Below are 27000 nucleotides of genomic sequence, written 5' to 3'. Positions count from 1 at the left end.
GCTCAGGGAATATCGACCATGCAATGGATTTTCATGCTGATTGGCCTGGTGCTCGGCTGGACGCTCGATGAGTCGTTCTATGATGCGGGCATCGGTGCGCTGTTGGGGTTGGGCATCGGCCAGGCGATTCGCCTGTCGAAGCTGGCGACCCAGGCGCAGCAACAGGCTGTTCAGTTGGAAACCACGCAGAAGGCGTTGATCGCCCTGGGTGAGCGCCTGCGGCAACTGGAAGTACCCACGCCGACACGCACTGTCATTGTCGAGCCGCCTGTGCCTAAGGCGGCACCTGTCGCCAAGGTGCCTGAACTGGTGTGGGAGCTGCCGGCTGAATTGGCACCTGTCGCCATGGTCGCCGAACCGAGCCAGCCATTGCCGGATGAGGTCTGGACGCCTGCCCCGACGCCACGCCCGCCTCAAGAACCTGCCGCTCCCCGTGGCCCAAACCTGATCGAACGCGCCATCGGCGGCGCACGCAATTGGCTGTTTGGTGGCAACACCGTGCTGCGTGTCGGCGTGGTGCTGCTGTTTCTCGGCCTGGCCTTCCTGTTGCGCTACGCCACCGAAGGCATGGTGGTGCCGATCGAACTGCGTTACGCCGGCGTTGCCGCGGCGGCCCTTGGCCTGTTGGGCCTGGGCTGGTGGCTGCGGTTGCGCAACAGCAACTACGGCTTGATGCTGCAAGGCACCGGGATCGCGGTGCTGTACCTGACGGTGTTTGCCGCGATGCGCCTGCACCCGTTGATCGACCCGAGCGCGGCGTTGGGCCTGCTGGTGGCGGTCACGGTGTTCTCGGCGATCCTGGCGATTACCCAGGATGCGTTGGGACTGGCCTGTGCGGCCGCGCTCGGCGGCTTCGCGGCGCCGATCCTCACGTCCACCGGCGCCGGTAATCATGTCGCGCTGTTCAGTTATTTTGCCCTGCTCAACGCCGGTATCCTCGCCATCGCCTGGTTCAAGGCCTGGCGCTTGCTCAACCTGATCGGCTTTGTCGGCACCTTCGGCATCGGCTTTGCCTGGGGCATGCGCTCCTACACGCCGGAACTGCTGTGGAGTACCGAGCCGTTCCTGATCCTGTTTTTCCTGATGTACCTGGCTATCGGCCTGTTGTTCGCCCGGCGCAAGTTGCGGGAGATGGGCGACGCGCCGGAAGGCCGTGATGCGTTGTTGCGTTGGTCGGTATCCAAAGGCGACTACGTCGACGGCAGCATGCTGTTCGGCCCGCCGCTGGTGGGGTTTGGCCTGCAGTTCGCGCTGGTGCAGCACCTTGAGTTCGCCGCGGCGTTCAGTGCGCTGGGCCTGGGCATCCTCTACATGAGCCTGGCCCGCGTGCTCAGTGGCGGGCGCGCTTTGCTGCTGGCGGAAACCTGCCTGGCCTTGGGGGTGATCTTTGCCAGCCTGGCGATTCCCCTGGGCCTCGATGCCCGCTGGACCGCAGCCGCCTGGGCGGTGGAAGGTGCCGGGATCTTCTGGCTCGGCTTGCGCCAGCAGCGGCCGTTGGCGCGGGCATTTGGCCTGTTGCTGCAATTGGGTTCGGCGCTGGCGTTTCTCAGTGAACTGCGCATCGGCGAGCACACGCTGCTGGAGGGGGCGCCCTTGGGGGCGTTGCTGCTGGGCGCGGCCTTGCTGTTCAGCTTCGACCAACTGCGCAGGGCCGCGACGCAGCAGGCGGCGGAGTGGGAGCGCAAGGGCCTGCCGGTTCTGGCCAGCCTCGGCCTGACTTTCGTGTACCTGCTCGCGCCGCTGCTGTTGCTGACTCAAGGCACTGCCATCAGTTGGGCGCTCGCCGGCCTGGCGACCCTGTTCATCGGCTTGCGGATTGGCTCGCGCACGTTCCTGTTCACGGCGTTCGCCGTGCAACTGCTGGGCGGGGCGTTGTTCCTGCTGCGCTTGCAAGGCGGCGACTCGGCAGCGGTATTCAACGCCGGCTGGAGCGGCCTGCTCAGCGCGTCGTTGATCGGCCTGGCGTTGATCGGCGGCATGCTGCTGGCGGCGCGCGACGACATGGTGCGCAGCGATGTACGGCTGTTGCGCGGGCTGTCTGTGGTGCTGCTGGCCGGGTTGGTGCTGATCAACCTCGCCGTGCTGTTTGTACTGCCATGGGAAAGCGCCAGCGGTGTGTGGGCGGCCAGTGGGTTGTTGATCATCTGGTTGAGCCTGTACCTGCAACAGCGCGTCAGTTTTGTATTTGGGTTGCTGCTGCAAGTGATCGGCGGCGCGTCGTTCCTGCTGGCGGTGCCGGAGCTGCTCGGGCCTTTGACCAGCGAGGGTGTGCGTCCCCTGGGGCACAGCGGTTTCTGGACACCGATGGTGCTGGGCCTGGCCGCCTTGATCGGCGCCTGGCGCCTGCAGCGTGAACCCCATGCGCCGGTGTTTGCCGTGCTCAAGCTGCAACGCCTGTCTGACCTGCTGCTGGTGTGGGGCGCGGCGTGGTGGGCGTTGGCGCTGATCGCTGAAGTGCTGCGGTTTATACCCGATGAGCTGCGGGGTGCGTGCCTGCTGGGTATTGCCGCGGTCAGCGTGGCGATCTGGGCGTTGCTCGCGACGCGCCTGCGCTGGTCGTCCCTGGGCATGCTCTGCACCCTGTTGATGCCGGCGGCGGGGATGGTTTTGCTGGTGTCTGCGCATAATTATTACCACCCGGCAGCGCACTACGGCTGGCTGGCGTGGCTGGCGGTGTTCGGGGTGCATTTCATCGCGCTGCGGCGTTTGGCGACGTTGGTGCCGGCCACCGTCCTGAGCGTTGCTCATGTGTTGGGTGGCTGGATGTTGATCGGCGTATTGGCGCTGGAGTTGCGCTACGGCCTGTTGTTGCTGTCGAGCGAATACAACGCCTGGCGCTGGCTGGGCTGGGCGATCCTGCCAAGCCTGTACCTGGTGCTGGCTGCCGCACCGCGCAACTGGCCGTGGCCGGTGTCGGCGTATCCACGGGAATATCGCGTGTTGGCGGCACTGCCCTTGGCGATACTGATGCTGGGTTGGTTCTGGCTGGCGAATACCTTCAGTGACGGCACGGCCGAGCCATTGCCCTATGTGCCGCTGCTCAACCCGCTGGACCTGGGCTTGCTGTTTGCGCTGCTGGGCGTGTACCTGTGGTCGCGCAGCGTGGCGCCGCAGCGCGGGCCGCGTGCCGAATTGCTTGCCCAGGGCATTGCCGGTGTTTCGCTGTTCGCGTTCTTTACGGCACTGGTGATGCGCACCGCCCACCACTGGGGCGGCGTGCCGTTCCATCTGGATGGGTTGCTGGCGTCGATGTTGGTGCAAGCCGGCCTGTCGATTGTCTGGACCCTGATCGCCCTCGGCCTGATGATCGGCGGCCACCTGCGCCATCGCCGCGAAGTCTGGCTGATCGGCGCGGCGCTGATCGCGGTGGTGGTGGCCAAGCTGTTCTTCGTCGAGCTGAGCAACCGTGGCGGCCTGGCGCGGATCGTGTCGTTTATCGGCGTGGGCGGGTTGTTGCTGGTGGTGGGCTACTTTGCGCCGCTGCCGCCCAAGCGTGCCGAACCTGTGTTGGACACTGAAGGAGCATCCTCTTGATCGGTAAGTTAAGCGTGGTCGTGCTGGGCATGTGTACGGCGTTGTCGGCGTGGGCGCAGGAAACGCCGGCCGACTTCAGCAGCCAGGTGCCGCTGAGCGTCAGCGGCAACGGCCCCTGGTATCGCCTTGAGTTGCCCTTGGCCGTGCAACTGAATGCGCGCCAGGCTGATCTCAGCGATGTGCGCGTGTTCAACGCCGCCGGTGAACCCCAGGCCTACGCGCTGGCGCGTCAAGCGTCGCAACGCACCGAAAGTCGTGAAGTCACCGACGTGAAGTGGTTCCCGCTGTATGCCGCCGACACCCAGGCAACCTTGCCCGGTGTGGTGATGAAAACCACGGCCGAAGGCACCCTGGTGGAAATCAAACCGTCCACCGCACCCAAGCCCGGCAAGCAGGTGCTGCGCGGCTGGGTGCTCGATGCCAGTAAAATCAAGGCGCCGTTGCAGCAGTTGAGCCTGGACTGGAGCCGCGAGCAGGAGGGCTTCCAGCGCTTCAGCATTGAAGCCAGTGATGACTTGCAGCACTGGCAATCCTGGGGCGATGGACAAGTGGCGCGTTTGTCGTTTGCCGACGAGCGGGTCGAGCAGCATGACGTCAGTTTGCCGGGCCAGTCCGCGCGTTACCTGCGCCTGGTGTGGAAGGGGCAGGCGGCACCATTGCTGACCTCGGCCAGGTTGGCCAGTGCCACCAGCAGCAGCCTGCCGCTGCCGCTGGTATGGTCGCAGCCGCTCTCGGGCACGCGGCTCAAGGCGGGTGAGTACACTTGGAAGTTGCCCACCGGGCTGGGTGTCGAGCGCTTGCGTGTCGAGCTGAAGCAGGCCAATACGCTGGCGCCGGTGACCTTAGCGGGGCGACGCGATGGCAATCAAGCCTGGCAGCCGCTGAGCAATGGTCTGCTCTACCGCCTGACCCAGAATGGCCAGGACGTGGTGCAGGACGAGTTGCAACTGCCCGGCCAGACGGTCACCGAACTCAAGTTGCAGGTCGACGAGCGCGGCGGCGGCCTGGGCGTCGAAGCGCCGGCCCTGCACTTCGCGGTGCGCGCCACGCAGTTGGTGTTCCTGGCGCGGGGCGAGCCGCCGTTCACGCTGGCGCTGGGGAATGCCTCGGTGAAGGCGGCGAACCTGCCGTTGTCGACGCTGATCCCGGATTACACCGCCGAGCGCCTCAACACCTTGGGACAGGCCAAGGTGGCCGGGGCCGTCGCGGTCACTTCGCCACCGGTCCCGGCGGCTGTCGACAGCGGGCCGAACTGGAAAAAACTCGGACTCTGGGCCGTATTACTGCTCGGCGTGGCGGCGCTGGGAGGCATGGCCTACAGTTTGCTGCGCAAGCCACCGGTGGCACGTTAAATAAAGTCCATGAACTCTATTGGGTTTAAATCCTCTGATAGGAGGAAATACGCCCCGACTCGCGTTAAACTGCGCGGGTTTTTAGCCCCCCCTTCATCGGAGCCTTCCATGTCCCGCGTTACCTTGAGTCGCTATTTGATTGAGCAGACCCGCAGCAACAACACGCCTGCCGATCTGCGCTTCCTTATCGAAGTGGTGGCGCGTGCTTGCAAGGAAATCAGCCACGCCGTGTCCAAAGGCGCATTGGGTGGTGTCCTGGGCAGCATGGGCACTGAAAACGTGCAGGGCGAAGTGCAGAAGAAGCTCGACGTGATTTCCAACGAGATCCTGCTCGAAGCCAACGAATGGGGCGGTCACCTGGCCGGCATGGCGTCCGAAGAAATGGACAATGCCTACCAGATCCCGGGCAAATACCCGAAAGGCGCCTACCTGCTGGTGTTCGACCCATTGGACGGTTCGTCCAACATCGACATCAACGCCCCGGTCGGCACCATCTTCTCGGTACTGCGTTGCCCGAACGAATACCTGAGCCAGAACGAAGCCCTGAACGAAAAGGCCTTCCTGCAGCCAGGCACCGAGCAGGTCGCTGCCGGCTACGCGATCTACGGCCCACAGACCATGCTGGTGCTGACCCTGGGCGATGGCGTCAAAGGCTTCACCCTGGACCGTGAAATGGGCAGCTTCGTCCTCACCCATGAAGACATCACCATTCCGGCTTCCACCCAGGAATTCGCGATCAACATGTCCAACCAGCGCCACTGGGAAGAACCGGTCAAGCGCTATGTGAACGAGTTGATGGAAGGCGAAGAAGGCCCGTTGAAGAAGAACTTCAACATGCGTTGGGTCGCGGCGATGGTGGCCGACGTACACCGTATCCTGACCCGTGGCGGCCTGTTCATGTACCCACGCGACAGCCGCGAGCCGTCCAAGCCGGGCAAACTGCGCCTGATGTACGAAGCCAACCCGATGTCCTTCCTGGTAGAGCAGGCGGGCGGTGCGTCCACCGATGGCCACCAGCGCATCCTCGACATCCAGCCCGACGGCTTGCACCAGCGTGTGGCGGTGTTCCTGGGTTCCAAGGAAGAAGTTGAGCGTGTGACCGCCTACCACAAGAAGTAAGCTGCGGCGATAAGTGAACGGCGTTGTTGTGAGCCGGTTCACCCTTAAAGAAGCCCCGAAACGTTTCAGCGTTTTCGGGGCTTTTTTGTTTTCGTTCGTCGGGAACCAGACACCTCTTTTCCCTTCTAAGCTTCTGGCAGATACCCAAGCTGCTTCGTCCCTCCAGGAGTTATTCCATGTCGTTACGCCGTCTCGCTTTGCTGGCCTTTTGCGTGCTGTTGGCCGCTTGCAGCAAGGTCAATCAAGAAAACTACGCAAAGTTGTCGGCCGGCATGCCTAAGGCCGAGGTGGAGTCGCTGCTGGGCAAGCCGACCGATTGTTCCGGCGCACTGGGCATGTCCAGCTGCACATGGGGCGATAAAAACAGCTTTATCAGCGTTCAATATGCCGGTGACAAAGTTCTTATGTTTTCCGGGCAAGGCCTGAAGTAAACCGGGGCGAAAGCCTGCGGGAGAAGAAGAATGATGCGTTTTGTTTTGTTCCTTTGCGCCAGCCTGTTTTTGGCGGGCTGCGCCAGCCATTCTGGCGATGATCTGCAACCCAAGACAGCGAGCAACGTCAACCTCAAGCGTTACCAGGGCACCTGGTATGAGTTGGCTCGATTGCCGATGTACTTCCAGCGCAACTGCGCGCAGTCCGAAGCCCGCTACACATTGCTGCCTGATGGCGATATGTCGGTATTCAACCGCTGCCTCACCACCGAGTGGAAGTGGGAAGAAGCCAAGGGCACGGCCACGCCGCAGGTGCCTGGCAAGACCGACAAGCTCTGGGTGGAATTCAACAACTGGTTTACGTCACTGCTGCCAGGCGTCGCCAAGGGCGATTACTGGGTGCTGTACGTCAGCGATGACTACAAGACCGCCATCGTCGGCAGCCCGAGCCGGCGCTATATGTGGATCCTGTCACGCACGCCGACGGTCAGCGCGGACACCCGCGAAGACCTGTTGAGCAGGGCGCGGCAGCAAGGGTATGACACCACGCGGTTGATCTGGCGCACGTCGGATAAGCAGATGGCGAAGACTTCGCAGTAACGCGAAAACCCCATCAATTAAATGTGGGAGGGGGCAAGCCCCTTCCACATTAGTCAGCCCAACAAATCCCTCAAGACCTGCGTGAACGCTCGGCTGCTGTCTTCCTCGCCAGCATGTCGCCCATCGCGCACGACCCACTTGCCGTTGACCAGCACATCCCGTACCTGCCGATCACCCCCAGCGAACAGCCAACGGTTGAGAATCGCGTCTTCGGTGGCTGTCGCCAGGTAAGGATCGTTACCGTCCAGCACGATCCAATCCGCACGCTTGCCCACTTCCAGTCGACCGATCGGCTGCCCCAGCGCCTGTGCGCCGCCGTCCAGCGCCGCATCGAACAACGTACGGCCGACCATCGGCTGGTCGCTGCGATACAAGCGATTGCGCCGTTGATCGCGCAGGCGTTGGCCGTATTCCAGCCAGCGCAGTTCTTCCACCACGCTCAGGGACACATGGCTATCGGAACCGATGCCCAGGCGTCCGCCCTGGGCGAGATAATCCACGGCCGGGAAAATCCCGTCGCCCAGGTTGGCTTCGGTGGTCAGGCACAAGCCGGCAATCGCGCGGCTCTTGGCCATGCGCGTCACTTCTTCCGGGTTGGCATGGGTGGCGTGCACCAGGCACCAGCGTTCATCGACCTCGACGTTGTCGTACAGCCATTGCAACGGGCGTTTGCCGCTCCAGGCCAGGCAGTCGTCGACTTCCTTTTGCTGTTCGGCGATATGGATATGCACCGGGCACGTCTTGTCGCTGGCGGCCAGCACTTCATTGATCTGCTGTGGCGTAACCGCGCGCAGGGAGTGGAAGCAGAGCCCCAGTTGCTGCGCCGGTTGCGCCGCGAGGATCGGTTTGAGGTGCGCTTGCAGGTCCAGGTAATGTTCGGTGCTGTTGATAAACCGTCGCTGCCCCTCATTCGGCGCCTGGCCGCCAAACCCTGAGTGGGTATAGAGCACCGGCACCAGCGTCAGGCCGATGCCGCTACTCGCTGCGGCCTGGCTGATCTGCCGCGACAGTTCCGTACGGTCGGCGTACGGCTGGCCGCTGACGTCATGATGCACGTAGTGGAATTCGGCCACCGAGGTGTAGCCGGCCTTGAGCATCTCGATATACAACTGCCGCGCGATCACCTGCAGTTGCTCCGGGCTGATCTTGCCGACCATGCGGTACATCAGGTCGCGCCAGGTCCAGAAACTGTCATTCGGGTTGCCGGCCACTTCGGCCAACCCGGCCATGGCGCGCTGGAAGGCGTGGGAGTGCAGGTTCGGCATGCCCGCCAATACCGGGCCCCTGAGCCGTTCGGCACCGGCTGCGCTGGCGTTGGCCTCAACCTGTGTCAGCAGGCCATCGGCGCTGACTTCAAGACGTACATCGTTGGCCCATCCACTAGGCAGCAGCGCGCGTTCGGCAAAGAAAGCGGACATGATTAGAGCACCCCGGTCGTGTGTTTATTTGTATATACATATACAGACGTTTGCCTGCTCGGTAAACTCCGGCAATCTATGCATCTTTTCCCCTTGCAAGGATTCCCTGTGCCGACTCCGCCCGCCAAGTCTTCACTGGCTGCCCACATGGACGAAAGTCCGGCGCCCTTGTATGCCCGCGTCAAACAGATGATCAGCCAGCAGATCCTCAACGGCAACTGGCCGCCCCATTATCGCGTACCGTCGGAGAGCGAACTGGTCAGCCAGTTGGGCTTCAGCCGCATGACCATCAACCGTGCCCTGCGCGAGCTCACCGCCGAAGGTTTGCTGGTGCGCATGCAAGGCGTCGGCACGTTCGTCGCCGAGCCCAAGAGCCAGTCGGCGCTGTTCGAAGTGCACAACATTGCCGATGAGATCGCCTCCCGCGGTCATCGGCATACCTGCCAGGTCATCACCCTGGGTGAAGAGGCTGCCGGTTCCGAACGCGCCGTCGCCCTGGAAATGCGTGAAGGCGGGCGGGTGTTCCACTCGCTGATCGTGCATTACGAAAACGATATTCCCGTGCAAATCGAGGACCGTTTCGTCAACGCCCTGGTCGCGCCGGAATACCTGCAACAGGACTTCACCCTGCAAACCCCCTATGCCTATCTCAACCAAGTGGCGCCGTTGACCGAAGGCGAGCACGTGGTCGAGGCGATTCTCGCCGACGTTGCCGAGTGCAAGTTGCTGCAGATCGAGCCGAGCGAGCCGTGCCTGTTGATTCGCCGGCGTACCTGGTCCGGCCGTCAGCCGGTGACTGCCGCGCGTTTGATCCACCCCGGTTCTCGTCACAGCCTGGAAGGACGGTTCAGTAAATGAGTGCAGTAAAAGTCTGGCGCGCCGCCGATTACGTGCGCATGCCGTGGAAAAACGGCGGCGGCAGTACCGAAGAAATCACCCGCGATGCCGGCGAGGGCCTGGAAGGCTTCGGCTGGCGCCTGTCGATTGCCGATATCGGCGAGTCTGGCGGGTTTTCCACCTTTGCCGGCTACCAGCGCGTGATCACCGTGATCAAAGGCGCAGGCATGGTGCTGACCGTGGATGGCGAGGAGCAGCGCGGGTTGTTACCGCTGCAACCGTTCGCCTTCAAAGGCGACAGCCAGGTTTCATGCCGCTTGATTACCGGGCCTATCCGCGACTTCAACCTGATCTACTCGCCCCAGCGTTACCATGCGCGGTTGCAGTGGGTGGATGGTGTGCAGCGGTTTTTCAGTACCGCGCAGACAGTGCTGGTGTTCAGCGTGGCGGATGAAGTCAAGGTGCTGGACCAGGTACTGGGTCATCACGATTGCCTGCAAGTGGACGGTAACAGCGGTCTGCTGGATATTTCCGTCACGGGTCGCTGCTGCATCATCGAACTGACCCTGCGGGGTTAAAAAATGTGGGAGGGGGCTTGCCCCGATAGCGGTGGATCAGTCGGTATATCCTGGGCTGACACACCGCAATCGGGAGCAAGCCCCCTCCCACATTTGTTTCTCACGGTTCTTGCGATCTGTTTCCAGGTCTCGCACCAATTTGTTACCGAACGCCCCAGCGTGGCGCAAAACTGCGCTGTCGTGACAAACCCCCTTCGCTATACAACCCCTTCGCAAGAAATTTCATCATGCCTCGAAGCCCTGATTTCCAAGGCTCGTACGCGCTTTTCAGAAAAATCCGAATACCTTCCTCAGAAAGTTGGCCGCTTGATTGCATATGCTTGTATGTACAAGTAAAGATGTGTGCGTAAGACTCTCCTTCGCACCATCCATGTTCGCGCATCGATCGCCGAGGAGTTCTTGTTGTGACCAAGCCTACAAAATACCGTGACGTCGAAATCCGCGCCGCCCGCGGTAACAAGCTCACTGCCAAAAGCTGGCTGACTGAAGCGCCGCTGCGCATGCTCATGAACAACCTCGACCCCCAAGTGGCCGAGAACCCCAAAGAACTGGTGGTGTACGGCGGTATTGGCCGTGCAGCGCGCAATTGGGAGTGCTACGACCAGATCGTCGAGAGCCTCACCCACCTGAATGACGATGAAACCCTGCTGGTGCAATCCGGCAAGCCGGTCGGCGTGTTCAAGACCCACAGCAATGCCCCGCGTGTGCTGATCGCCAACTCCAACCTGGTACCGCACTGGGCCAGCTGGGAGCACTTCAACGAACTGGACGCCAAGGGCCTGGCCATGTACGGCCAGATGACCGCCGGCAGTTGGATCTACATCGGCAGCCAGGGCATCGTCCAAGGCACCTATGAAACCTTCGTCGAAGCCGGTCGCCAGCACTACGATTCAAACCTCAAGGGCCGTTGGGTCCTCACCGCCGGCCTCGGCGGCATGGGCGGTGCACAGCCTCTGGCCGCGACACTCGCCGGCGCGTGCTCGCTGAACATTGAATGCCAGCAGGTCAGCATTGATTTCCGCCTCAACAGCCGCTATGTCGACGAACAAGCCACCGACCTCGACGACGCCCTGGCCCGCATCGCCAAGTACACAAAGGAAGGCAAGGCGATCTCCATCGCGCTGCTGGGTAACGCCGCTGAAATCCTGCCGGAACTGGTCAAGCGTGGCGTGCGCCCGGACATGGTCACCGACCAGACCAGCGCCCACGACCCGCTCAACGGTTACCTGCCGGCCGGCTGGACCTGGGACGAATACCGCGCCCGCGCCAAGACCGAACCGGCTGCCGTGATCAAGGCCGCCAAGCAGTCGATGGCGGTGCACGTCAAAGCCATGCTGGAATTCCAGAAGCAAGGCATCCCGACCTTCGACTACGGCAACAACATTCGCCAGATGGCCCAGGAAGAGGGCGTGGAAAACGCTTTCGACTTCCCAGGCTTCGTACCGGCGTACATCCGCCCGCTGTTCTGCCGTGGCATCGGCCCGTTCCGCTGGGCTGCGCTGTCGGGCGACCCGCAGGACATCTACAAGACCGACGCCAAAGTCAAAGAGCTGATCCCCGACGACGCGCACCTGCACAACTGGCTGGACATGGCGCGCGAGCGCATCAGCTTCCAGGGCCTGCCGGCGCGTATCTGCTGGGTCGGCCTGGGCCAACGCGCCAAGCTCGGCCTGGCGTTCAACGAGATGGTGCGCAGCGGCGAGTTGTCGGCACCGGTCGTCATCGGCCGTGACCACCTGGACTCCGGCTCGGTCGCCAGCCCGAACCGCGAAACCGAATCCATGCAGGACGGTTCTGACGCCGTGTCCGACTGGCCGTTGCTCAACGCCTTGCTCAACACCGCCAGCGGCGCGACCTGGGTTTCGCTGCACCACGGTGGCGGCGTCGGCATGGGCTTCTCCCAGCACTCCGGCATGGTCATCGTCTGCGACGGTACCGACGAAGCGGCGGAGCGCATTGCCCGTGTGCTGCACAACGACCCGGCCACTGGTGTGATGCGTCATGCGGACGCGGGTTACCAGATCGCGATCGATTGCGCCAAAGAGCAGGGTCTCAATCTTCCAATGATCAAGTAAGCCAGCACCACCCTGAAAACAATCCATCAGAGGTTGAACACCCATGGCTGCAAGTGACGCGCGTGCAAGCACCACCCCGTTGATCGAGAAACGTTCGATCGACTACATCCCGGAAGCGGAAAGACACGGTCGTCTATTGAGCCAGTTCACCCTGTGGCTGGGTGCCAACCTGCAGATCACCGCGATCGTCACCGGGGCCCTGGCCGTGGTGCTGGGCGGTGATGTGTTCTGGTCGTTGTTCGGTCTGTTGATCGGTCAACTGCTGGGCGGCGGCGTCATGGCGTTGCATGCGGCGCAAGGGCCCAGGCTGGGCCTGCCGCAGATGATCTCCAGCCGGGTGCAGTTCGGTGTGTACGGCGCGGCGATTCCGATCGTGCTGGTCTGCCTGATGTACCTTGGTTTCACCGCAACCGGCACCGTGCTTTCCGGCCAGGCCCTGGGCCAGTTGTTTGGTGTCAGCGACAGCGTCGGGATCCTGATCTTCGCCAGTGTCATCGTGCTGGTCACGGTGCTCGGTTACCGGGTGATCCACTTCATCGGTCGCGTTGCCAGCGTCATTGGCGTGATTGCCTTTGTCTACCTGTTCAGCCGTCTGATGAGCCAGGCCGACGTTGGCGCACTCCTGCAAATCCGCCACTTCAGCTGGAGCAGCTTCCTGCTGGCGGTGTCGCTCGCGGCCTCCTGGCAAATCGCCTTCGGCCCATACGTGGCGGACTATTCACGCTACCTGCCGAGCAACACGTCCTCGCTGAAAACCTTTCTTGCCGCAGGTGCAGGTTCGGTGGTTGGCGCGCAGGTGGCGATGATCCTCGGCGTGTTCGCGGCGGCCATGTCCAACGGGCAATTTGCCGGTCACGAAGTGGCCTATATCGTCGGCCTGGGCGGTACCGGAGCCACTGCGGCGCTGCTGTATTTCAGCATCGCGTTCGGCAAGGTCACCATCTCCACGCTGAACTCCTACGGCAGCTTCATGTGCATTGCCACGATCATCAGCGGCTTTCGCGGTCGCCTCGAGGTCACGCGCTTGCAGCGCCTGTTTTTCGTACTGGCCATCGTCGGTACCGCGACCCTGATCGCCTTGCTCGGGCAGCACTCGTTCCTGGGGGCGTTCAAGTCCTTCATCCTGTTCCTGCTGGCGTTTTTTACCCCATGGAGCGCGATCAACCTGGTCGACTACTACTGCATCACCCGCGATCGCTATGACGTACCGGCGCTGGCCGATCCGAACGGGCGCTATGGCCGTTGGAACCTGCTCGGTATCAGCGTGTATGTCTTCGGTGTGCTGGTGCAGTTGCCGTTCATCTCCACCAAGTTCTACACCGGTCCCCTGGTGGCGGCCCTGGGGGATGTGGATATTTCCTGGATCATCGGCCTGGTTCTTCCCGCCGCGCTCTATTACTGGGCGGCGAAAAAGTGGCCTCGCGCAACGCCTGAACACCTGACCCTGCCGACAGAGCAGGGCGCTGCACCGACGACGACAAACGGGCTGGTTGCACAGGCCTGATGGGACGTGGACAGGGCAGGATGCCTACTGACTGCCGTAATCCATTTCAAGATTTGGGAGCGTCACAACAATGAAAATGCATAAGACCCTGTTGGCCACCGTGTTTTCCGCGGGCTTGCTGGCCACTGCTGGCGCCCAGGCGGCCGGTTGGTGTGAATCCGGCAAACCGGTGAAATTCGCCGGCCTGAACTGGGAAAGCGGCATGTTGCTCACCGACATCCTGCAAACCGTGCTGGAAAAAGGCTACGACTGCAAAACCGACAGCCTGCCGGGCAACTCCATCACCATGGAAAACGCCCTGAGCAGCAACGACATCCAAGTGTTTGCCGAAGAATGGGTCGGCCGCAGCGAAGTCTGGAACAAGGCCGAGAAGGCCGGCAAAGTCGTCGGTGTCGGTGCCCCGGTGGTGGGCGCCGTCGAAGGCTGGTACGTACCGCGCTACGTGATCGAAGGCGACGCCAAGCGCAAGCTGGAAGCCAAGGCGCCGGACCTGAAAAACATCGCCGACCTGGCCAAGTACGCCGCGGTGTTCAAGGACCAGGAAGAACCGTCCAAGGGCCGCTTCTACAACTGCCCGGCCGGCTGGACCTGCGAGCTGGACAACAGCGAAATGCTCAAGAGCTACGGCCTGGAAAGCACCTACACCAACTTCCGCCCAGGCACCGGCCCGGCGCTGGATGCGGCGGTGCTGTCGAGCTACAAGCGTGGCGAGCCGATCCTGTTCTACTACTGGTCGCCAACCCCGCTGATGGGCCAGGTCGACCTGGTCAAGCTGGAAGAAAAACCCGGTGTGGATAAGACCGTGAGCATCAAGGTCGGCCTGTCCAAGACCTTCCACGAACAAGCCCCGGAACTGGTGGCCGTGCTGGAAAAAGTCAACCTGCCCATCGACCTGCTGAACCAGAACCTGGGGCGCATGGCCAAGGAGCGTATTGAGTCGCCGAAACTGGCGAAAATTTTCCTCAAGGAACATCCTGAAGTCTGGCACGCCTGGGTGAGCGACGAGGCAGCCAAGAAAATCGACGCGGCCTTGTAGGTCAAGTGTGCCCGGCTACCCTCATGGGTAGCCGGGCGCCTGGCCACAACCCACTGGATCGAGAGCACGCTATGTTTCCTGAGAGTTTTACGTTTTCCATCGCCGACTGGGTCAATGGTTGGGTGGATTCACTGGTTACCAACTACGGCGATGTGTTCCGGCACATCTCCGACACCCTGCTGTGGGCCATCGTCAACCTGGAGGGGCTGCTGCGCGCGGCCCCCTGGTGGCTGATGCTGGCCATCGTCGGCGCCGTTGCCTGGCATGCCACCCGCAAGGTGCTGACCACGGCGGTGATCGTCGGTCTGCTGTTCCTGGTGGGCGCGGTCGGCCTGTGGGACAAGCTGATGCAGACCCTGGCGCTGATGATGGTCGCCACGGTGATCTCGGTGTTGATCGGCATCCCGCTGGGCATCCTGTCGGCGCGCAGCAATCGCCTGCGTGCGGTGTTGATGCCGCTGCTCGACATCATGCAGACCATGCCCAGCTTCGTGTACCTGATCCCGGTGCTGATGCTGTTCGGCCTGGGCAAGGTACCGGCGATTTTCGCCACGGTGATCTATGCCGCCCCGCCGCTGATTCGCTTGACCGACCTGGGGATTCGCCAGGTCGACGGCGAAGTCATGGAAGCCATCAACGCCTTTGGTGCCAACCGCTGGCAACAGCTGTTCGGCGTGCAATTGCCGCTGGCGCTGCCGAGCATCATGGCCGGTATCAACCAGACCACCATGATGGCGTTGTCGATGGTGGTGATCGCCTCGATGATCGGCGCCCGTGGCTTGGGTGAAGACGTATTGGTCGGCATCCAGACCCTCAACGTCGGCCGTGGCCTCGAAGCCGGGCTGGCGATCGTGATTCTCGCCGTGGTCATCGACCGCATTACCCAGGCCTATGGTCGTCCACGGCATGAGGCGAGCAAATGACTACTGTCAGCAAAATCGAAGTTAAAAACGTCTTCAAGATCTTCGGCGCCCGCGCCAAGGACGCACTGGCCATGGTCGGCCAAGGCAAGACCAAGGACCAGGTGCTGGCCGAGACCGGCTGCGTGGTCGGCGTGAACGATTTGTCCCTGAGCATCGGTACCGGCGAGATCTTCGTGATCATGGGCCTGTCGGGCTCGGGCAAATCCACGTTGGTGCGCCACTTCAACCGCCTGATCGACCCCACCAGCGGCGCGATCCTGGTGGACGGCGAAGATATCCTGCAACTGGACATGGATGCCCTGCGCCAATTCCGTCGGCACAAGATCAGCATGGTGTTCCAGAGCTTCGGCCTGCTGCCCCACAAGAGCGTGCTCGACAACGTCGCCTACGGCCTCAAGGTGCGTGGCGAAACCAAGCAGGTCTGCGCCGAACGCGCGCTGCACTGGATCGAAACCGTGGGCCTCAAGGGCTACGAAAACAAATACCCGCACCAGCTTTCCGGTGGCATGCGCCAGCGTGTCGGCCTGGCCCGCGCCCTGGCCGCTGACACCGACATCATCCTGATGGACGAAGCCTTCAGCGCCCTCGACCCGCTGATCCGCGCCGAGATGCAGGATCAGTTGCTCGAGCTGCAAAAGACCCTGCACAAGACCATCGTGTTCATCACCCACGACCTCGACGAGGCCGTGCGTATCGGCAACCGCATCGCGATCCTCAAGGACGGCAAGCTGATCCAGGTCGGCACGCCGAGGGAGATCCTGCATTCGCCGGCGGATGAGTACGTGGACCGGTTTGTCCAGCGGCGTGCGGCGGTGGTTTGACCCAGGTTCTGTGGTGAGGCCGGCAAAGCTGTAGAGAATATGAAGAGGTCAACAATGTCCCAGGCAGTAAAAATCATCATCGCCGACACTCCGCTGCGCTGGCAGGACGTGGTCGCCGTGGCCCGTCACGGTGCGGTGCTCGAACTCTCGGGCCAGGCCTGGGCGCGGATCGACAATGCGCAGGCCATCGTGCAGCGCATCGTCACCAGCGGCGAACGCGCCTACGGCGTGAACACCGGGTTGGGCGCATTGTGCAACGTGTCGCTTAAAGGCGAGCAACTGAGCCAGCTGTCGCGCAATACTCTGTTGAGTCACGCCTGTGGCGTCGGCCCGGTCCTCAGCGACGAGCAGACCCGCGCAATCATCTGCGCGGCGGTCATCAACTACAGCCACGGCAAATCCGGCCTGCATCCGCAGGTGGTGCATTCGCTGCTGGCGCTGCTCAACCACGGCATCACGCCGCAAGTACCGTCCCAGGGCTCGGTGGGCTACCTGACCCATATGGCCCATGTCGGCGTGGCGCTGCTGGGTGTCGGGCATGTGAGCTATCGCGGCCGGATCGTGCCGGCGCAACAAGCCCTGGACGAAGAAGGTTTGCAGCCGGTGGTCCTCGGCGCCAAGGACGGCCTGTGCCTGGTCAACGGCACGCCGTGCATGACCGGCCTGAGCTGCCTGGCCCTGGCCGACGCCCATCATTTGCTGCAATGGGCCGACGTGATCGGCGCCATGAGCTTCGAGGCCCAACGCGGCCAGATCGATGCCTTCGACGAAGAAATCATCGCCCTCAAGCCGCACCCGGGCATGCAGCATGTCGGCCGCAACCTGCGTGCGTTGCTCGATGGCAGTGAGGTGATTGCGAGCAGCAAAGGCATCCGCACACAGGACGCCCTGAGCATCCGCTCGATCCCGCAGATTCACGGCGCGGCGCGCGACCAGGTGGAACACGCCACTCGCCAGATCGAGACCGAACTCAACAGCGCCACCGACAACCCGCTGGTGCTCGGCACGCCGGACCACTACCGCGTGGTGTCCCAGGCCAACCCCCACGGTCAGTCCGTCGCCCTGGCCGCCGACCTGCTGGCGATTGCCCTGGCCGAAATCGGCTCGGTGGCCGAGCGCCGCCTCGACCGCCTGATCAACCCCCACGTCAGCGGCCTGCCGGCGTTCCTGGTGAGCAACCCCGGGGTCAACTCCGGGATGATGATCGTGCAGTACGTCGCCGCCTCGCTGTGCGGACAGAACCGCCAGTTGGCGCAACCGGCGGTGCTCGACAACTTCGTCACCTCGGGGCTGCAGGAAGATCACCTGAGCATGGGCACCAACGCCGCGCTCAAGCTGCACCAGGTAGTGGCCAACGTCACCCAGATCCTCGCCATCGAGTACCTGCTGGCGGCCCAGGCCTTCGAATTCCTGAAAGACCAGCGCTTCGGCGTGGGCACCGATCGCGCCTGGCGCCTGTTGCGTGAAGTGGTGCCGGCCTATGAGCAGGACCGTTGGCTGGCGCCGGATATTGCGGCCGCCGCCAAGGTGCTCAAGGACACCGCATTACCGAATCTGCACTGAACACTTATTTCAAAAGAATAATTCACAAGGAGTATGAATGTGACTGCGCTAAACCTGATTCCAGGCCAATTGAGCCTCGCCCAACTGCGGGCCATCTACCAGCAGCCGGTAACCCTGCGCCTGGATGACAGTGCCTCGGCCCAGATCGAAGCCAGTGTGGCCTGCGTGGAACAGATTCTCGCCGAGAACCGCACCGCCTACGGCATCAACACCGGTTTCGGCCTGCTGGCCTCGACCCGCATCGCCAGCGAAGACCTGGAAAACCTCCAGCGTTCCCTGGTGTTGTCCCACGCCGCCGGCGTCGGTGAGCCGATCAGCGATGCGCTGGTGCGGCTGGTCATGGTACTCAAGGTCAACAGCCTCAGCCGTGGGTTCTCCGGGATTCGCCGGCAGGTGATCGACGCGCTGATTGCGCTGATCAATGCCGAGGTGTACCCGCATATTCCTCTGAAAGGCTCCGTTGGCGCTTCCGGTGACCTGGCGCCGTTGGCGCACATGTCCCTGGTGCTGCTGGGCGAAGGCAAGGCGCGCTACAAGGGCGAATGGCTGGAAGCCACCGACGCGCTGAAAGTCGCCGGCCTGACGCCGCTGACCCTCGCCGCCAAGGAAGGCCTGGCGCTGCTCAACGGCACCCAGGTGTCCACCGCCTACGCCTTGCGTGGCCTGTTCGAAGGCGAAGACCTGTTCGCCGGCGCCCTGGCGTGCGGCGGTCTTACCGTGGAAGCGGTGCTGGGCTCGCGCTCGCCGTTCGACGCGCGTATTCATGCGGCTCGCGGTCAACGTGGGCAGATCGATTCGGCGGCGGCCTATCGTGACCTGCTGGGTGAGAGCAGCCAGGTGTCGCAGTCGCACCAGAACTGCGACAAGGTGCAGGACCCGTACTCCCTGCGCTGCCAGCCACAAGTCATGGGCGCCTGCCTGACCCAGTTGCGCCAGGCGGCCGAGGTACTGGTGGTCGAAGCCAACGCCGTGTCCGATAACCCGTTGGTATTTGCCGCTGAGGGTGACGTGATCTCCGGTGGCAACTTCCACGCCGAACCGGTGGCCATGGCCGCTGACAACATGGCCCTGGCCATCGCCGAAATCGGCTCCCTGAGCGAGCGTCGTATCTCGCTGATGATGGACAAGCACATGTCGCAACTGCCGCCGTTCCTGGTGGGCAATGGCGGGGTGAACTCCGGTTTCATGATCGCCCAGGTGACCGCCGCCGCCCTCGCCAGTGAGAACAAGGCATTGGCTCATCCCCATAGCGTCGACAGCATCCCGACGTCCGCCAACCAGGAAGACCACGTGTCGATGGCCCCGGCGGCCGGCAAGCGCCTGTGGGAAATGGCCGAGAACACCCGCGGCATCCTCGCGGTGGAATGGTTGGCCGCGTGCCAGGGCCTGGACCTGCGCGAAGGCCTGAAAACCTCGCCGAAACTGGAAAAAGCCCGTGGCATCCTGCGCGCCAAAGTGGCGTTCTACGACAAGGACCGCTTCTTCGCCCCGGACATCATCGCCGCCAGCGAACTGCTCGCCAGCCGCTGCCTGAATGAGCTGGTGCCGGCCACGTTGCTGCCGAGCCTGTAAGCGGTTCAGAGAGCGGCATGGCTCTCTGTGGTGAGCGAGCTTGCTCGCGCCGGGCTGCGCAGCAGCCCCAAAAAAGGCCGCGAGCGCTTCGCACTCGAGCGCGAGCAAGCTCGCTCACCACAAACAACTTTCTCAGGATAAAAATAATTAGGGACGAGAAATGCACCAGCAAGAAAAGGGTTTGAAACGCGGGCTGAGCGCCCGACATATTCGCTTCATGGCCCTCGGTTCCGCGATCGGCACCGGGCTGTTCTACGGTTCCGCCTCGGCCATCCAGATGGCTGGCCCCGCCGTGCTGCTGGCCTACCTGATCGGCGGCGCCGCGGTGTTCATGGTGATGCGCGCCCTCGGTGAAATGGCCGTGCACAACCCGGTCTCCGGCTCCTTCGGCCAATACGCCAGCACCTACCTGGGCCCGTTGGCCGGTTTTATCCTGGGCTGGACCTACGCCTTTGAAATGATCATCGTCTGTCTCGCCGACGTCACCGCCTTCGGCATCTACATGGGCTTCTGGTTTCCCGAGGTCGCACGCTGGGTCTGGGTGCTCGGCATCGTGTTTTTGATCGGCGGCCTGAACCTGTGCAACGTCAAGGTCTTTGGCGAGATGGAGTTCTGGCTGTCGCTGCTCAAGGTCGGCGCCATCGTGGCGATGATCCTCGGCGGTTTCGGCATCATGCTGTTCGGCATCCACTCGGCCGGCGAAACCCAGGCCAGCGGCCTGAGCAACCTGTGGGCCCACGGCGGCTTCATGCCCAACGGCATTGGTGGGCTGATCGCCTCGTTTGCCGTGGTGATGTTCGCGTTTGGCGGCATCGAGATCATCGGCATCACCGCCGGTGAAGCCAAGGACCCGCAGCGCGTGATCCCCAAGGCGATCAACGCCGTGCCGCTGCGCATCCTGTTGTTCTACGTGCTGACGTTGTTTGTCTTGATGGCCATCTACCCATGGCCGCAGATCGGCAGCCAGGGCAGCCCGTTCGTGCAGATCTTCAGCAACCTCGGGATAGGCTCGGCGGCGACCCTCCTCAATATCGTGGTGATTTCGGCGGCCGTGTCGGCCATCAACAGTGACATCTTCGGTGCCGGCCGCATGATGTACGGCCTGGCGCAGCAAGGGCAGGCGCCCAAGGGCTTTGCCCGGTTGTCCAGGCAAGGCGTACCGTGGATGACGGTGGTGGTGATGGGCGCCGCCTTGCTCGGCGGTGTGCTGCTCAACTACCTGATCCCGGAAAACGTGTTCCTGCTGATCGCGTCGATTGCCACCTTCGCCACCGTGTGGGTGTGGCTGATGATCCTGTTCACCCAGGTCGCTATGCGCCGCTCGATGACGAAAGAGCAGGTCGCCGAATTGAAATTCCCGGTGCCGTTCTGGCCCTACGCACCAGCTGCGGCCATCGTGTTTATGCTGTTTGTGTTTGGCGTGCTCGGTTACTTCCCGGACACCCAGGCGGCCTTGCTGGTCGGTGCGGTGTGGATTGTGTTGCTGGTCGTTGCCTATCTGCTGTGGGTCAAGCCCGCCGCCGGGCAAGCGGCCAAGGTCCATTACGACCCGGCCTTGTCTCATCGATAACTTAGGGAGGCGTTGATGAAAACGCTTTGGCAACACTGCCACGTCGCAACCATGGCCCAGGGCAAATACTCGATCATCGAGGATGCCGTCCTGGTCACCGCCGGTTCGCTCATCGAGTGGATCGGTCCGCGCAGCGAAGTACCGACGGCGAATTACGCCCAGGTGCATGACCTGCAAGGCGCGTGGGTCACCCCCGGGCTGATCGACTGCCACACCCACGCGGTGTTTGGCGGCAATCGCAGCGGCGAATTCGAGCAGCGCCTCGAGGGCGTGAGCTATGCCGACATCGCGGCCAAGGGCGGCGGTATTGCCAGCACCGTGCGTGCCACCCGCGCCGCCACGGAGGATGAACTCTTCGCCAGCGCCTATAAGCGCCTGCGCAGCCTGCTGCGTGACGGCGTGACCACCGTGGAGATCAAGTCCGGCTACGGCCTGGACCTGGCCAACGAGCGCAAGATGTTGCGGGTGGCTCGGCGCCTGGGCGAAGCGCTGCCGGTCAGCGTGCGTGCCACGTGCCTGGCGGCCCATGCATTGCCGCCGGAGTACAAGGACCGCGCCGACGATTACATCGAGCACATCTGCAATGAAATGCTGCCGGCTTTGGCGGCGCAGGGGTTGGTGGACGCGGTGGATGCGTTCTGCGAATACCTGGCGTTTTCCACCGAGCAGGTGGAGCGGGTGTTCAAGGTCGCCCGGCAACTCGGCCTGCCGGTGAAGCTGCACGCCGAGCAGCTGTCGTCGCTGCACGGCTCCAGCCTGGCGGCGCGTTACCACGCGCTGTCGGCGGATCACCTGGAATTCATGACCGAAGAAGACGCCATCGCCATGGCCGCTGCCGGCACCGTCGCGGTGTTGCTGCCGGGGGCGTTCTACTTCCTGCGCGAAACCCAACTGCCGCCGATGGACGCCCTGCGCAGGCACGGTGTGAAGATCGCCATCGCCAGTGACCTCAACCCCGGCACCTCGCCGGCGTTGTCGGTGCGCCTGATGCTGAACATGGCCTGCACCCTGTTCCGCATGACCCCGGAAGAAGCCCTGGCCGGTGTCACACAACATGCGGCCACCGCCCTGGGCATGGGCGACACCCATGGCTCCCTGGAAGTGGGCAAGGTGGCCGACTTTGTCGCCTGGCAGATTGATCGCCCCGCCGACCTCGCCTACTGGCTGGGCGGTGAGCTGGATAAACGCGTCGTGCGCCACGGCGTCGACGTCACCCTATAAGGAGCACTGCTGTGGATAAGGTTCTGAACTTCAAACAAGGCCGTGTGCCGCTGCTGATCAGCATGCCCCACGCCGGCCTGCGCCTGACGCCTGCGGTGGAAGCCGGGTTGATCCCCGAAGCGCAAAGCCTGCCGGACACCGATTGGCACATCCCCACGCTGTATGACTTCGCGGATGAACTGGGCGCCAGCACCCTGTCGGCGGAGTACTCGCGGTTTGTCATTGACCTGAACCGGCCTTCGGACGACAAGCCGCTGTACGCCGGTGCCACCACCGGTCTGTACCCGGCGACCCTGTTCGAGGGCGTGCCGTTGTTCCGCGAAGGGCTGGAGCCGAGCGAGACAGAGCGCGCCAGTTACCTGCAAAAGATCTGGGGCCCGTATCACCGTACGCTGCAAGAGGAACTGGCGCGGCTCAAGGCTGAGTTCGGTTATGCGCTGCTGTTCGATGCGCACTCGATCCGCTCAGTGATCCCGCACCTGTTCGAGGGCAAGCTGCCGGACTTCAACCTCGGCACCTTCAACGGCGCCGCCTGCGATCCGGAACTGGCGAGCCAGCTCGAGGCCATCTGTGCCACCCATCCTCAGTACACCCATGTGCTGAACGGGCGCTTCAAGGGCGGGCATATCACTCGTCATTACGGCAATCCTGCGCAGGATATCCATGCGGTGCAGCTGGAGTTGTGCCAGAGCACGTATATGGAAGAGTTCGAGCCGTTCCGCTATCGCCCGGATCTGGCCGAGCCGACGCAAGTGGTGTTGAAGCAGCTGCTGGAAGGCTTGCTGGCGTGGGGGCGCAAGCGCTACGAGTGACGAACGGTCGCCCCTGTGCAACTCACAGTCGCCACAGGTCGTGTTGGGAGAGGTCTCGCTCGGTAAGGTTGTGGTTATGGCGCACCAGACGCCACTTCCCATAATAAAAGCTGCCGAGTGAGACCTCTTTTATGAAAAGGCTGTTCAACCGTTACCTGTTGACCCTCACCGGCGCCGCACTCCTCAGTGCCCAAGCCATGGCCGCCGAACCGGCCTCCTGCAAAACCGTGCGCATGGGCGTGGTCAGTTGGACCGATGTGGTCGCCACCTCGGGCATGGCCGACGTGCTGCTCAGCGGCCTGGGCTATGACAGCAAGCAGACCAGCGCCGTGCAGCAGATCATCTTTGCCGGTATCCGCGATAAACGCCTGGACGTGTTCCTCGGCTATTGGAAACCGGCGATGGACAACAACATCGCGCCGTTTCTGGCCGCCAGGCAGGTCAAGGTCTTTGATAAACCCAGCCTCGCCGATGCCCAGGCCACCCTGGCCGTGCCGCAATACGTGGCTGACGCCGGGCTGAAGACCTTTGCCGACATCGCCCGTTTCAAGGACAAGCTGGGCGGCAAGATCTACGGCATCGAGCCCGGCAGCGGCGCCAATACCGATATCCAGAAAATGATCGACACCAACCACTTCGGTCTGGGCGGCTTCAAGCTGGTGGCTTCCGGTGAGGCTGGCATGTTGGCGGCGGTGCAGCGCGCGGTGAACCGCAAGGAGTTCGTGGTATTTGTCGGGTGGACCCCGCACCCCATGAACATCAATATGAAAATGGCCTATCTCACTGGCAGCGAAGACGTGTTCGGTCCTGACGAAGGGCGCGCAACGGTCTCCACCGTGATCGCGCCGGACTTTGCCGAACGCTGCCCCAACGCTAACCGATTGCTCGAGAACCTGACCTTCACCGCCGCCCAGGAAAGCCAGTTGATGGTGCCGATCATGGAGCGCCAGTCGCCGCAGGACGTGGCCAGGCAATGGCTGCGCGACCACCCCGAGGATTTGCAGCGTTGGTTGGCCGGGGTTACAGCATTTGATGGCAGCGATGGCTTGGCGTCGCTCCAGGCCTACCTCAAACCCTAAGCCAAGTGCAGCCCCGATAGCCATGGGTATCTTAAGGGTTGACGCATAACGCTGTGGTGAGCGGGCTTGCCCCGCGTTGGGCTGCGAAGCAGCCCCAATAAAGGCGCCGGGATTTTCTGTTAGTACTCAGCGTGTGGGGTTTTAGGGCTGCTTCGCAGCCCAGCGCGGGGCAAGCCCGCTCACCACAAGGACTTCATTACCTCAGGTTATGCTTTCACCGAAGATGTGCAGATACGACTGCCCCGATAGCGCCATGCCAGGCCACCTATCGAGTGACTGATCCATCGCAATCGGAAGCCCCCACCTTGAACCTGCCGCGCCAGAGATCATCGCGTATGTACCCGATATCCCCGCAACTCGCGGCCTTCGTCGCAAAAACCGAGTCCTTCACCTGCGCCGACTCTTCCCTGACGAGCCAGCGCCAAAGTTACCAGCGCATGTGCCAGGCATTCACCCCGCCGAAACCGGAAGGCTTGCAGCTCACGGACTTCACCCTGGCCGGCGTGGACGTGCGCAGTTATCTGCCCCCCACACCGCCACCCGCCGACGGCTGGCCATGTCTCCTCTATATACACGGCGGTGGCTGGGTGGTCGGCGGCCTGGATTCCCACGACTTCATCTGCTTCGAGCTGGCCAATGCCCTCCGGGTGCTGGTGATCGCCATCGACTACCGCCTGGCGCCCGAGCACCCATTCCCGGCTGCATACGACGACTGTCGCGCGGTGTGGCAGGCGATCCAGGCAGAGGAGGGCCCGCACGCCATCGATCGGCAACGCCTGGCGGTGGTCGGTGACAGCGCAGGCGGCAACCTGGCGGCGGCGTTGTGCCTGGGGTTGCGCAATGATGGCCAGCCTATGCCGCGGGCCCAGGTCCTTATTTACCCCGGGCTGGGCGGCCCGGCCGATTTGCCCTCGCGCCGTGACTGCATGGATGCACCGCTGCTCAGCACTGCCGACACCGACTACTACCTGGCGCTCTACCTGCGCGATTTGGCTAAACCATCGCCCTATGCCATGCCGCTGCTGGCCGATGATTTCAGTGGTTTGCCCAAGGCCTTGATCGCAGTAGCCCAATTCGACCCGCTGCGCGACGACGGCGTGCTGTACGCCGAGCGCCTGCAACAGGCCGGTGTGCCTGCACTGTTGTATCCGGGCAAAGGCCTGGTCCACGGCTGTCTACGCGCAAAGGGCCAGGCCCCGGAGGTGGATCGGCTGTACGGCTACCTGTTGGATTACCTGAGGAGCGAACTACTGACGCAGCTCTAAGCGCTCAAGGACATGCTCATTGCACAATTCGGGTTTATAGTGCCAGACGGCAAAATAAAAGACGTCCCCCCAGGGATGAACCCGACCCCCTACGGAGCGCGCAATGCAGACTTGGTACCCGCAGATCAAACCCTACGCCCGGCACGATCTGGCAGTCGATGACACCCACACGCTGTACGTCGATGAAAGTGGCTCCCCCGAAGGCTTGCCTGTCGTATTCATCCACGGTGGCCCTGGCGCCGGTTGCGATGCCCAGAGCCGCTGCTATTTCGATCCCAACCTGTACCGCATCGTCACCTTCGACCAGCGTGGCTGCGGCCGTTCCACCCCCCGCGCGAGCCTGGAGAACAACACCACCTGGGACCTGGTCGCCGACCTCGAGCGCATCCGCGAACATCTTGGCATCGACAAATGGGTGCTGTTCGGCGGCTCCTGGGGCTCGACCCTGGCCCTGGCCTACGCGCAAACCCACCCCGAACGTGTGCATGGCCTGATCGTGCGCGGTATTTTCCTCGCCCGCCCCCAGGACATCGAATGGTTCTACCAGGCCGGTGCCAGCCGCCTGTTCCCGGACTACTGGCAGGACTACATCGCGCCGATTCCCGCCGATGAGCGTCACGACATGATCGCGGCCTACCACAAACGCCTGACCGGCAACGACCAGATCGCCCAGATGCACGCCGCCAAGGCCTGGTCCGGCTGGGAAGGGCGCATGCTCGGCCTGTGCCCGAGCCCGCAGCACGTGGAGCGCTTTTCCGAGCCTCAGCGCGCGCTGTCCATCGCGCGTATCGAGTGCCACTACTTCACCAACAACTCCTTCCTGGAGCCCAACCAGCTGATTCGCGATATGCACAAGATCGCCCATCTGCCTGGCGTCATCATCCATGGCCGCTACGATATGATCTGCCCGCTGGATAACGCCTGGGAGCTGCATCAGGCCTGGCCGAACAGCGAACTGCAGGTCATCCGTGAAGCGGGCCATGCGGCGTCCGAGCCCGGGATTACCGATGCACTGGTGCGCGCGACCGGCGAAATGGCACGGCGCCTGCTTGATCTGCCGCCAGAAGAAGCATGAAGGCCTTGCTGCAACGGGTGCGTAGCGCCCGGGTCGAAGTGGCGGATGAAATCGTCGGAGCGATTGATCAAGGTTTGCTGGTGCTGGTGGCCGTCGAACCTTCAGATACACCCGAGAGCGCCGACAAACTGCTGCACAAGCTGCTTAACTACCGGGTGTTCAGCGACGACGAGGGCAAGATGAACCTGTCGTTGAAGGATATCGATGGGGGATTACTGCTGGTATCGCAGTTCACTTTGGCGGCGGATACCAAGAGCGGCCTGCGGCCGAGCTTTTCCACCGCTGCCCCGCCGGCCCTGGGAGCGGCGCTTTTTGATCACTTGCTGTTACAAGCGCAACAATTGCATGGCAAGGTGGCCTCGGGGCGTTTTGGCGCGGATATGCAGGTGCATTTGGTCAATGATGGCCCTGTGACCTTTCTCTTACAGACATGAATGTATTAAAAACGACTTTAATGCCTAAAAACGTAGGGTTTCGCTACAAATACTTCGTTGTCCCTGATGCGTTGTCTCGCGGGCTACTAGATAATCGCGCGCTACGGGGATCAGCGTTGTTTGGTCCATTTTTGACTTAGGTAGAGACTTGTCCGATAACCACTGGGGAATCATTTTGACC

At 62.7% G+C, this 27000-nt stretch carries 22 protein-coding genes; 21 read left to right on the top strand and 1 reads right to left on the bottom strand.

What is annotated here, in order from left to right; genetic code table 11:
• Window positions 1-18: 18 nt before the first annotated feature.
• From AC07OP_RS14195 to AC07OP_RS14175, 5 genes are all read left to right on the top strand, one after another.
• Window positions 19-3534, top strand: a complete 3516-nt coding sequence (locus AC07OP_RS14195; RefSeq protein WP_495101394.1) for a DUF2339 domain-containing protein — start codon at window positions 19-21, stop codon at window positions 3532-3534.
• On the top strand, window positions 3534-4886 hold the full coding sequence (locus tag AC07OP_RS14190) for a DUF3999 domain-containing protein (RefSeq protein WP_495101412.1): 1353 nt from the start codon (window positions 3534-3536) through the stop codon (window positions 4884-4886). Before AC07OP_RS14195 ends, AC07OP_RS14190 begins: the two co-directional genes overlap by 1 nt.
• 108 nt (window positions 4887-4994) lie before the next feature.
• Complete coding sequence (locus tag AC07OP_RS14185; protein ID WP_027605062.1) at window positions 4995-6005, top strand: class 1 fructose-bisphosphatase; 1011 nt, start codon at window positions 4995-4997, stop codon at window positions 6003-6005.
• A 176-nt stretch (window positions 6006-6181) separates the two neighbouring features.
• Complete coding sequence (locus tag AC07OP_RS14180; protein WP_027605061.1) at window positions 6182-6436, top strand: hypothetical protein; 255 nt, start codon at window positions 6182-6184, stop codon at window positions 6434-6436.
• A gap of 30 nt (window positions 6437-6466) precedes the next feature.
• Window positions 6467-7036, top strand: coding sequence for a lipocalin family protein (locus tag AC07OP_RS14175; RefSeq protein WP_027605060.1), 570 nt, complete (start codon window positions 6467-6469; stop codon window positions 7034-7036).
• A 53-nt stretch (window positions 7037-7089) separates the two neighbouring features.
• Here the strand turns inward: AC07OP_RS14175 and AC07OP_RS14170 are convergent, their stop codons facing one another.
• A complete protein-coding gene (locus AC07OP_RS14170; protein WP_495101393.1) occupies window positions 7090-8454 on the bottom strand; it encodes a formimidoylglutamate deiminase in 1365 nt (454 codons plus the stop codon).
• A gap of 147 nt (window positions 8455-8601) precedes the next feature.
• Here AC07OP_RS14170 and hutC point away from each other — a divergent pair, with 147 nt between their 5' ends.
• The 16 genes from hutC to dtd all read left to right on the top strand — a co-directional run bounded on the left by hutC (window position 8602) and on the right by dtd (window position 26819).
• Window positions 8602-9312 (top strand): histidine utilization transcriptional repressor HutC, encoded by a 711-nt coding sequence (gene hutC / locus AC07OP_RS14165; RefSeq protein ID WP_223841674.1) that lies wholly within the window; start codon window positions 8602-8604, stop codon window positions 9310-9312.
• A complete protein-coding gene (locus AC07OP_RS14160) occupies window positions 9309-9869 on the top strand; it encodes a HutD/Ves family protein (RefSeq protein ID WP_421534413.1) in 561 nt (186 codons plus the stop codon). The genes hutC and AC07OP_RS14160 overlap by 4 nt, the downstream gene beginning before the upstream one ends.
• A gap of 404 nt (window positions 9870-10273) precedes the next feature.
• A complete protein-coding gene (gene hutU, locus AC07OP_RS14155) occupies window positions 10274-11944 on the top strand; it encodes a urocanate hydratase (RefSeq protein ID WP_065940753.1) in 1671 nt (556 codons plus the stop codon).
• A 43-nt stretch (window positions 11945-11987) separates the two neighbouring features.
• Entirely contained in the window at window positions 11988-13448 is a 1461-nt protein-coding gene (locus AC07OP_RS14150; RefSeq protein ID WP_495101392.1) for a purine-cytosine permease family protein, read from the top strand.
• Window positions 13449-13518: 70 nt separating this feature from the next.
• On the top strand, window positions 13519-14484 hold the full coding sequence (locus AC07OP_RS14145) for an ABC transporter substrate-binding protein (RefSeq protein ID WP_027605054.1): 966 nt from the start codon (window positions 13519-13521) through the stop codon (window positions 14482-14484).
• 71 nt (window positions 14485-14555) lie between these two features.
• Window positions 14556-15407 (top strand): ABC transporter permease, encoded by an 852-nt coding sequence (locus tag AC07OP_RS14140; protein WP_495101391.1) that lies wholly within the window; start codon window positions 14556-14558, stop codon window positions 15405-15407.
• The gene (locus AC07OP_RS14135) at window positions 15404-16228 is read left to right on the top strand and encodes a quaternary amine ABC transporter ATP-binding protein (RefSeq protein ID WP_073524655.1); all 825 of its coding nucleotides are present in this window, start codon (window positions 15404-15406) and stop codon (window positions 16226-16228) included. The genes AC07OP_RS14140 and AC07OP_RS14135 overlap by 4 nt, the downstream gene beginning before the upstream one ends.
• 54 nt (window positions 16229-16282) lie before the next feature.
• The gene (gene hutH / locus AC07OP_RS14130; RefSeq protein WP_495101390.1) at window positions 16283-17791 is read left to right on the top strand and encodes a histidine ammonia-lyase; all 1509 of its coding nucleotides are present in this window, start codon (window positions 16283-16285) and stop codon (window positions 17789-17791) included.
• A 33-nt stretch (window positions 17792-17824) separates the two neighbouring features.
• The gene (gene hutH / locus AC07OP_RS14125) at window positions 17825-19363 is read left to right on the top strand and encodes a histidine ammonia-lyase (RefSeq protein WP_141156518.1); all 1539 of its coding nucleotides are present in this window, start codon (window positions 17825-17827) and stop codon (window positions 19361-19363) included.
• Window positions 19364-19523: 160 nt separating this feature from the next.
• A complete protein-coding gene (locus tag AC07OP_RS14120) occupies window positions 19524-20933 on the top strand; it encodes an amino acid permease (protein WP_065925740.1) in 1410 nt (469 codons plus the stop codon).
• A gap of 15 nt (window positions 20934-20948) precedes the next feature.
• The gene (gene hutI / locus AC07OP_RS14115; RefSeq protein WP_495101389.1) at window positions 20949-22154 is read left to right on the top strand and encodes an imidazolonepropionase; all 1206 of its coding nucleotides are present in this window, start codon (window positions 20949-20951) and stop codon (window positions 22152-22154) included.
• 11 nt (window positions 22155-22165) lie between these two features.
• Window positions 22166-22966 carry an N-formylglutamate deformylase gene (gene hutG, locus AC07OP_RS14110; protein WP_141156520.1) on the top strand — a complete coding sequence of 267 codons (801 nt, stop codon included), beginning with the start codon at window positions 22166-22168 and terminating at the stop codon, window positions 22964-22966.
• 131 nt (window positions 22967-23097) lie between these two features.
• Window positions 23098-24045, top strand: a complete 948-nt coding sequence (locus tag AC07OP_RS14105; protein WP_495101388.1) for a choline ABC transporter substrate-binding protein — start codon at window positions 23098-23100, stop codon at window positions 24043-24045.
• A 335-nt stretch (window positions 24046-24380) separates the two neighbouring features.
• Window positions 24381-25310 (top strand): alpha/beta hydrolase, encoded by a 930-nt coding sequence (locus AC07OP_RS14100; protein WP_495101387.1) that lies wholly within the window; start codon window positions 24381-24383, stop codon window positions 25308-25310.
• A 103-nt stretch (window positions 25311-25413) separates the two neighbouring features.
• Entirely contained in the window at window positions 25414-26385 is a 972-nt protein-coding gene (gene pip / locus AC07OP_RS14095) for a prolyl aminopeptidase (protein ID WP_027605045.1), read from the top strand.
• Window positions 26382-26819 (top strand): D-aminoacyl-tRNA deacylase, encoded by a 438-nt coding sequence (dtd, locus tag AC07OP_RS14090; RefSeq protein WP_495101386.1) that lies wholly within the window; start codon window positions 26382-26384, stop codon window positions 26817-26819. Before pip ends, dtd begins: the two co-directional genes overlap by 4 nt.
• Window positions 26820-27000 lie beyond the last annotated feature (181 nt).

It is taken from the genome of Pseudomonas sp. GW821-FHT09D08 (genome assembly GCF_059416305.1).
The sequence above is the reverse complement of the archived record's forward strand: the minus strand, read 5'-3'. Positions and strand labels throughout refer to the sequence as shown.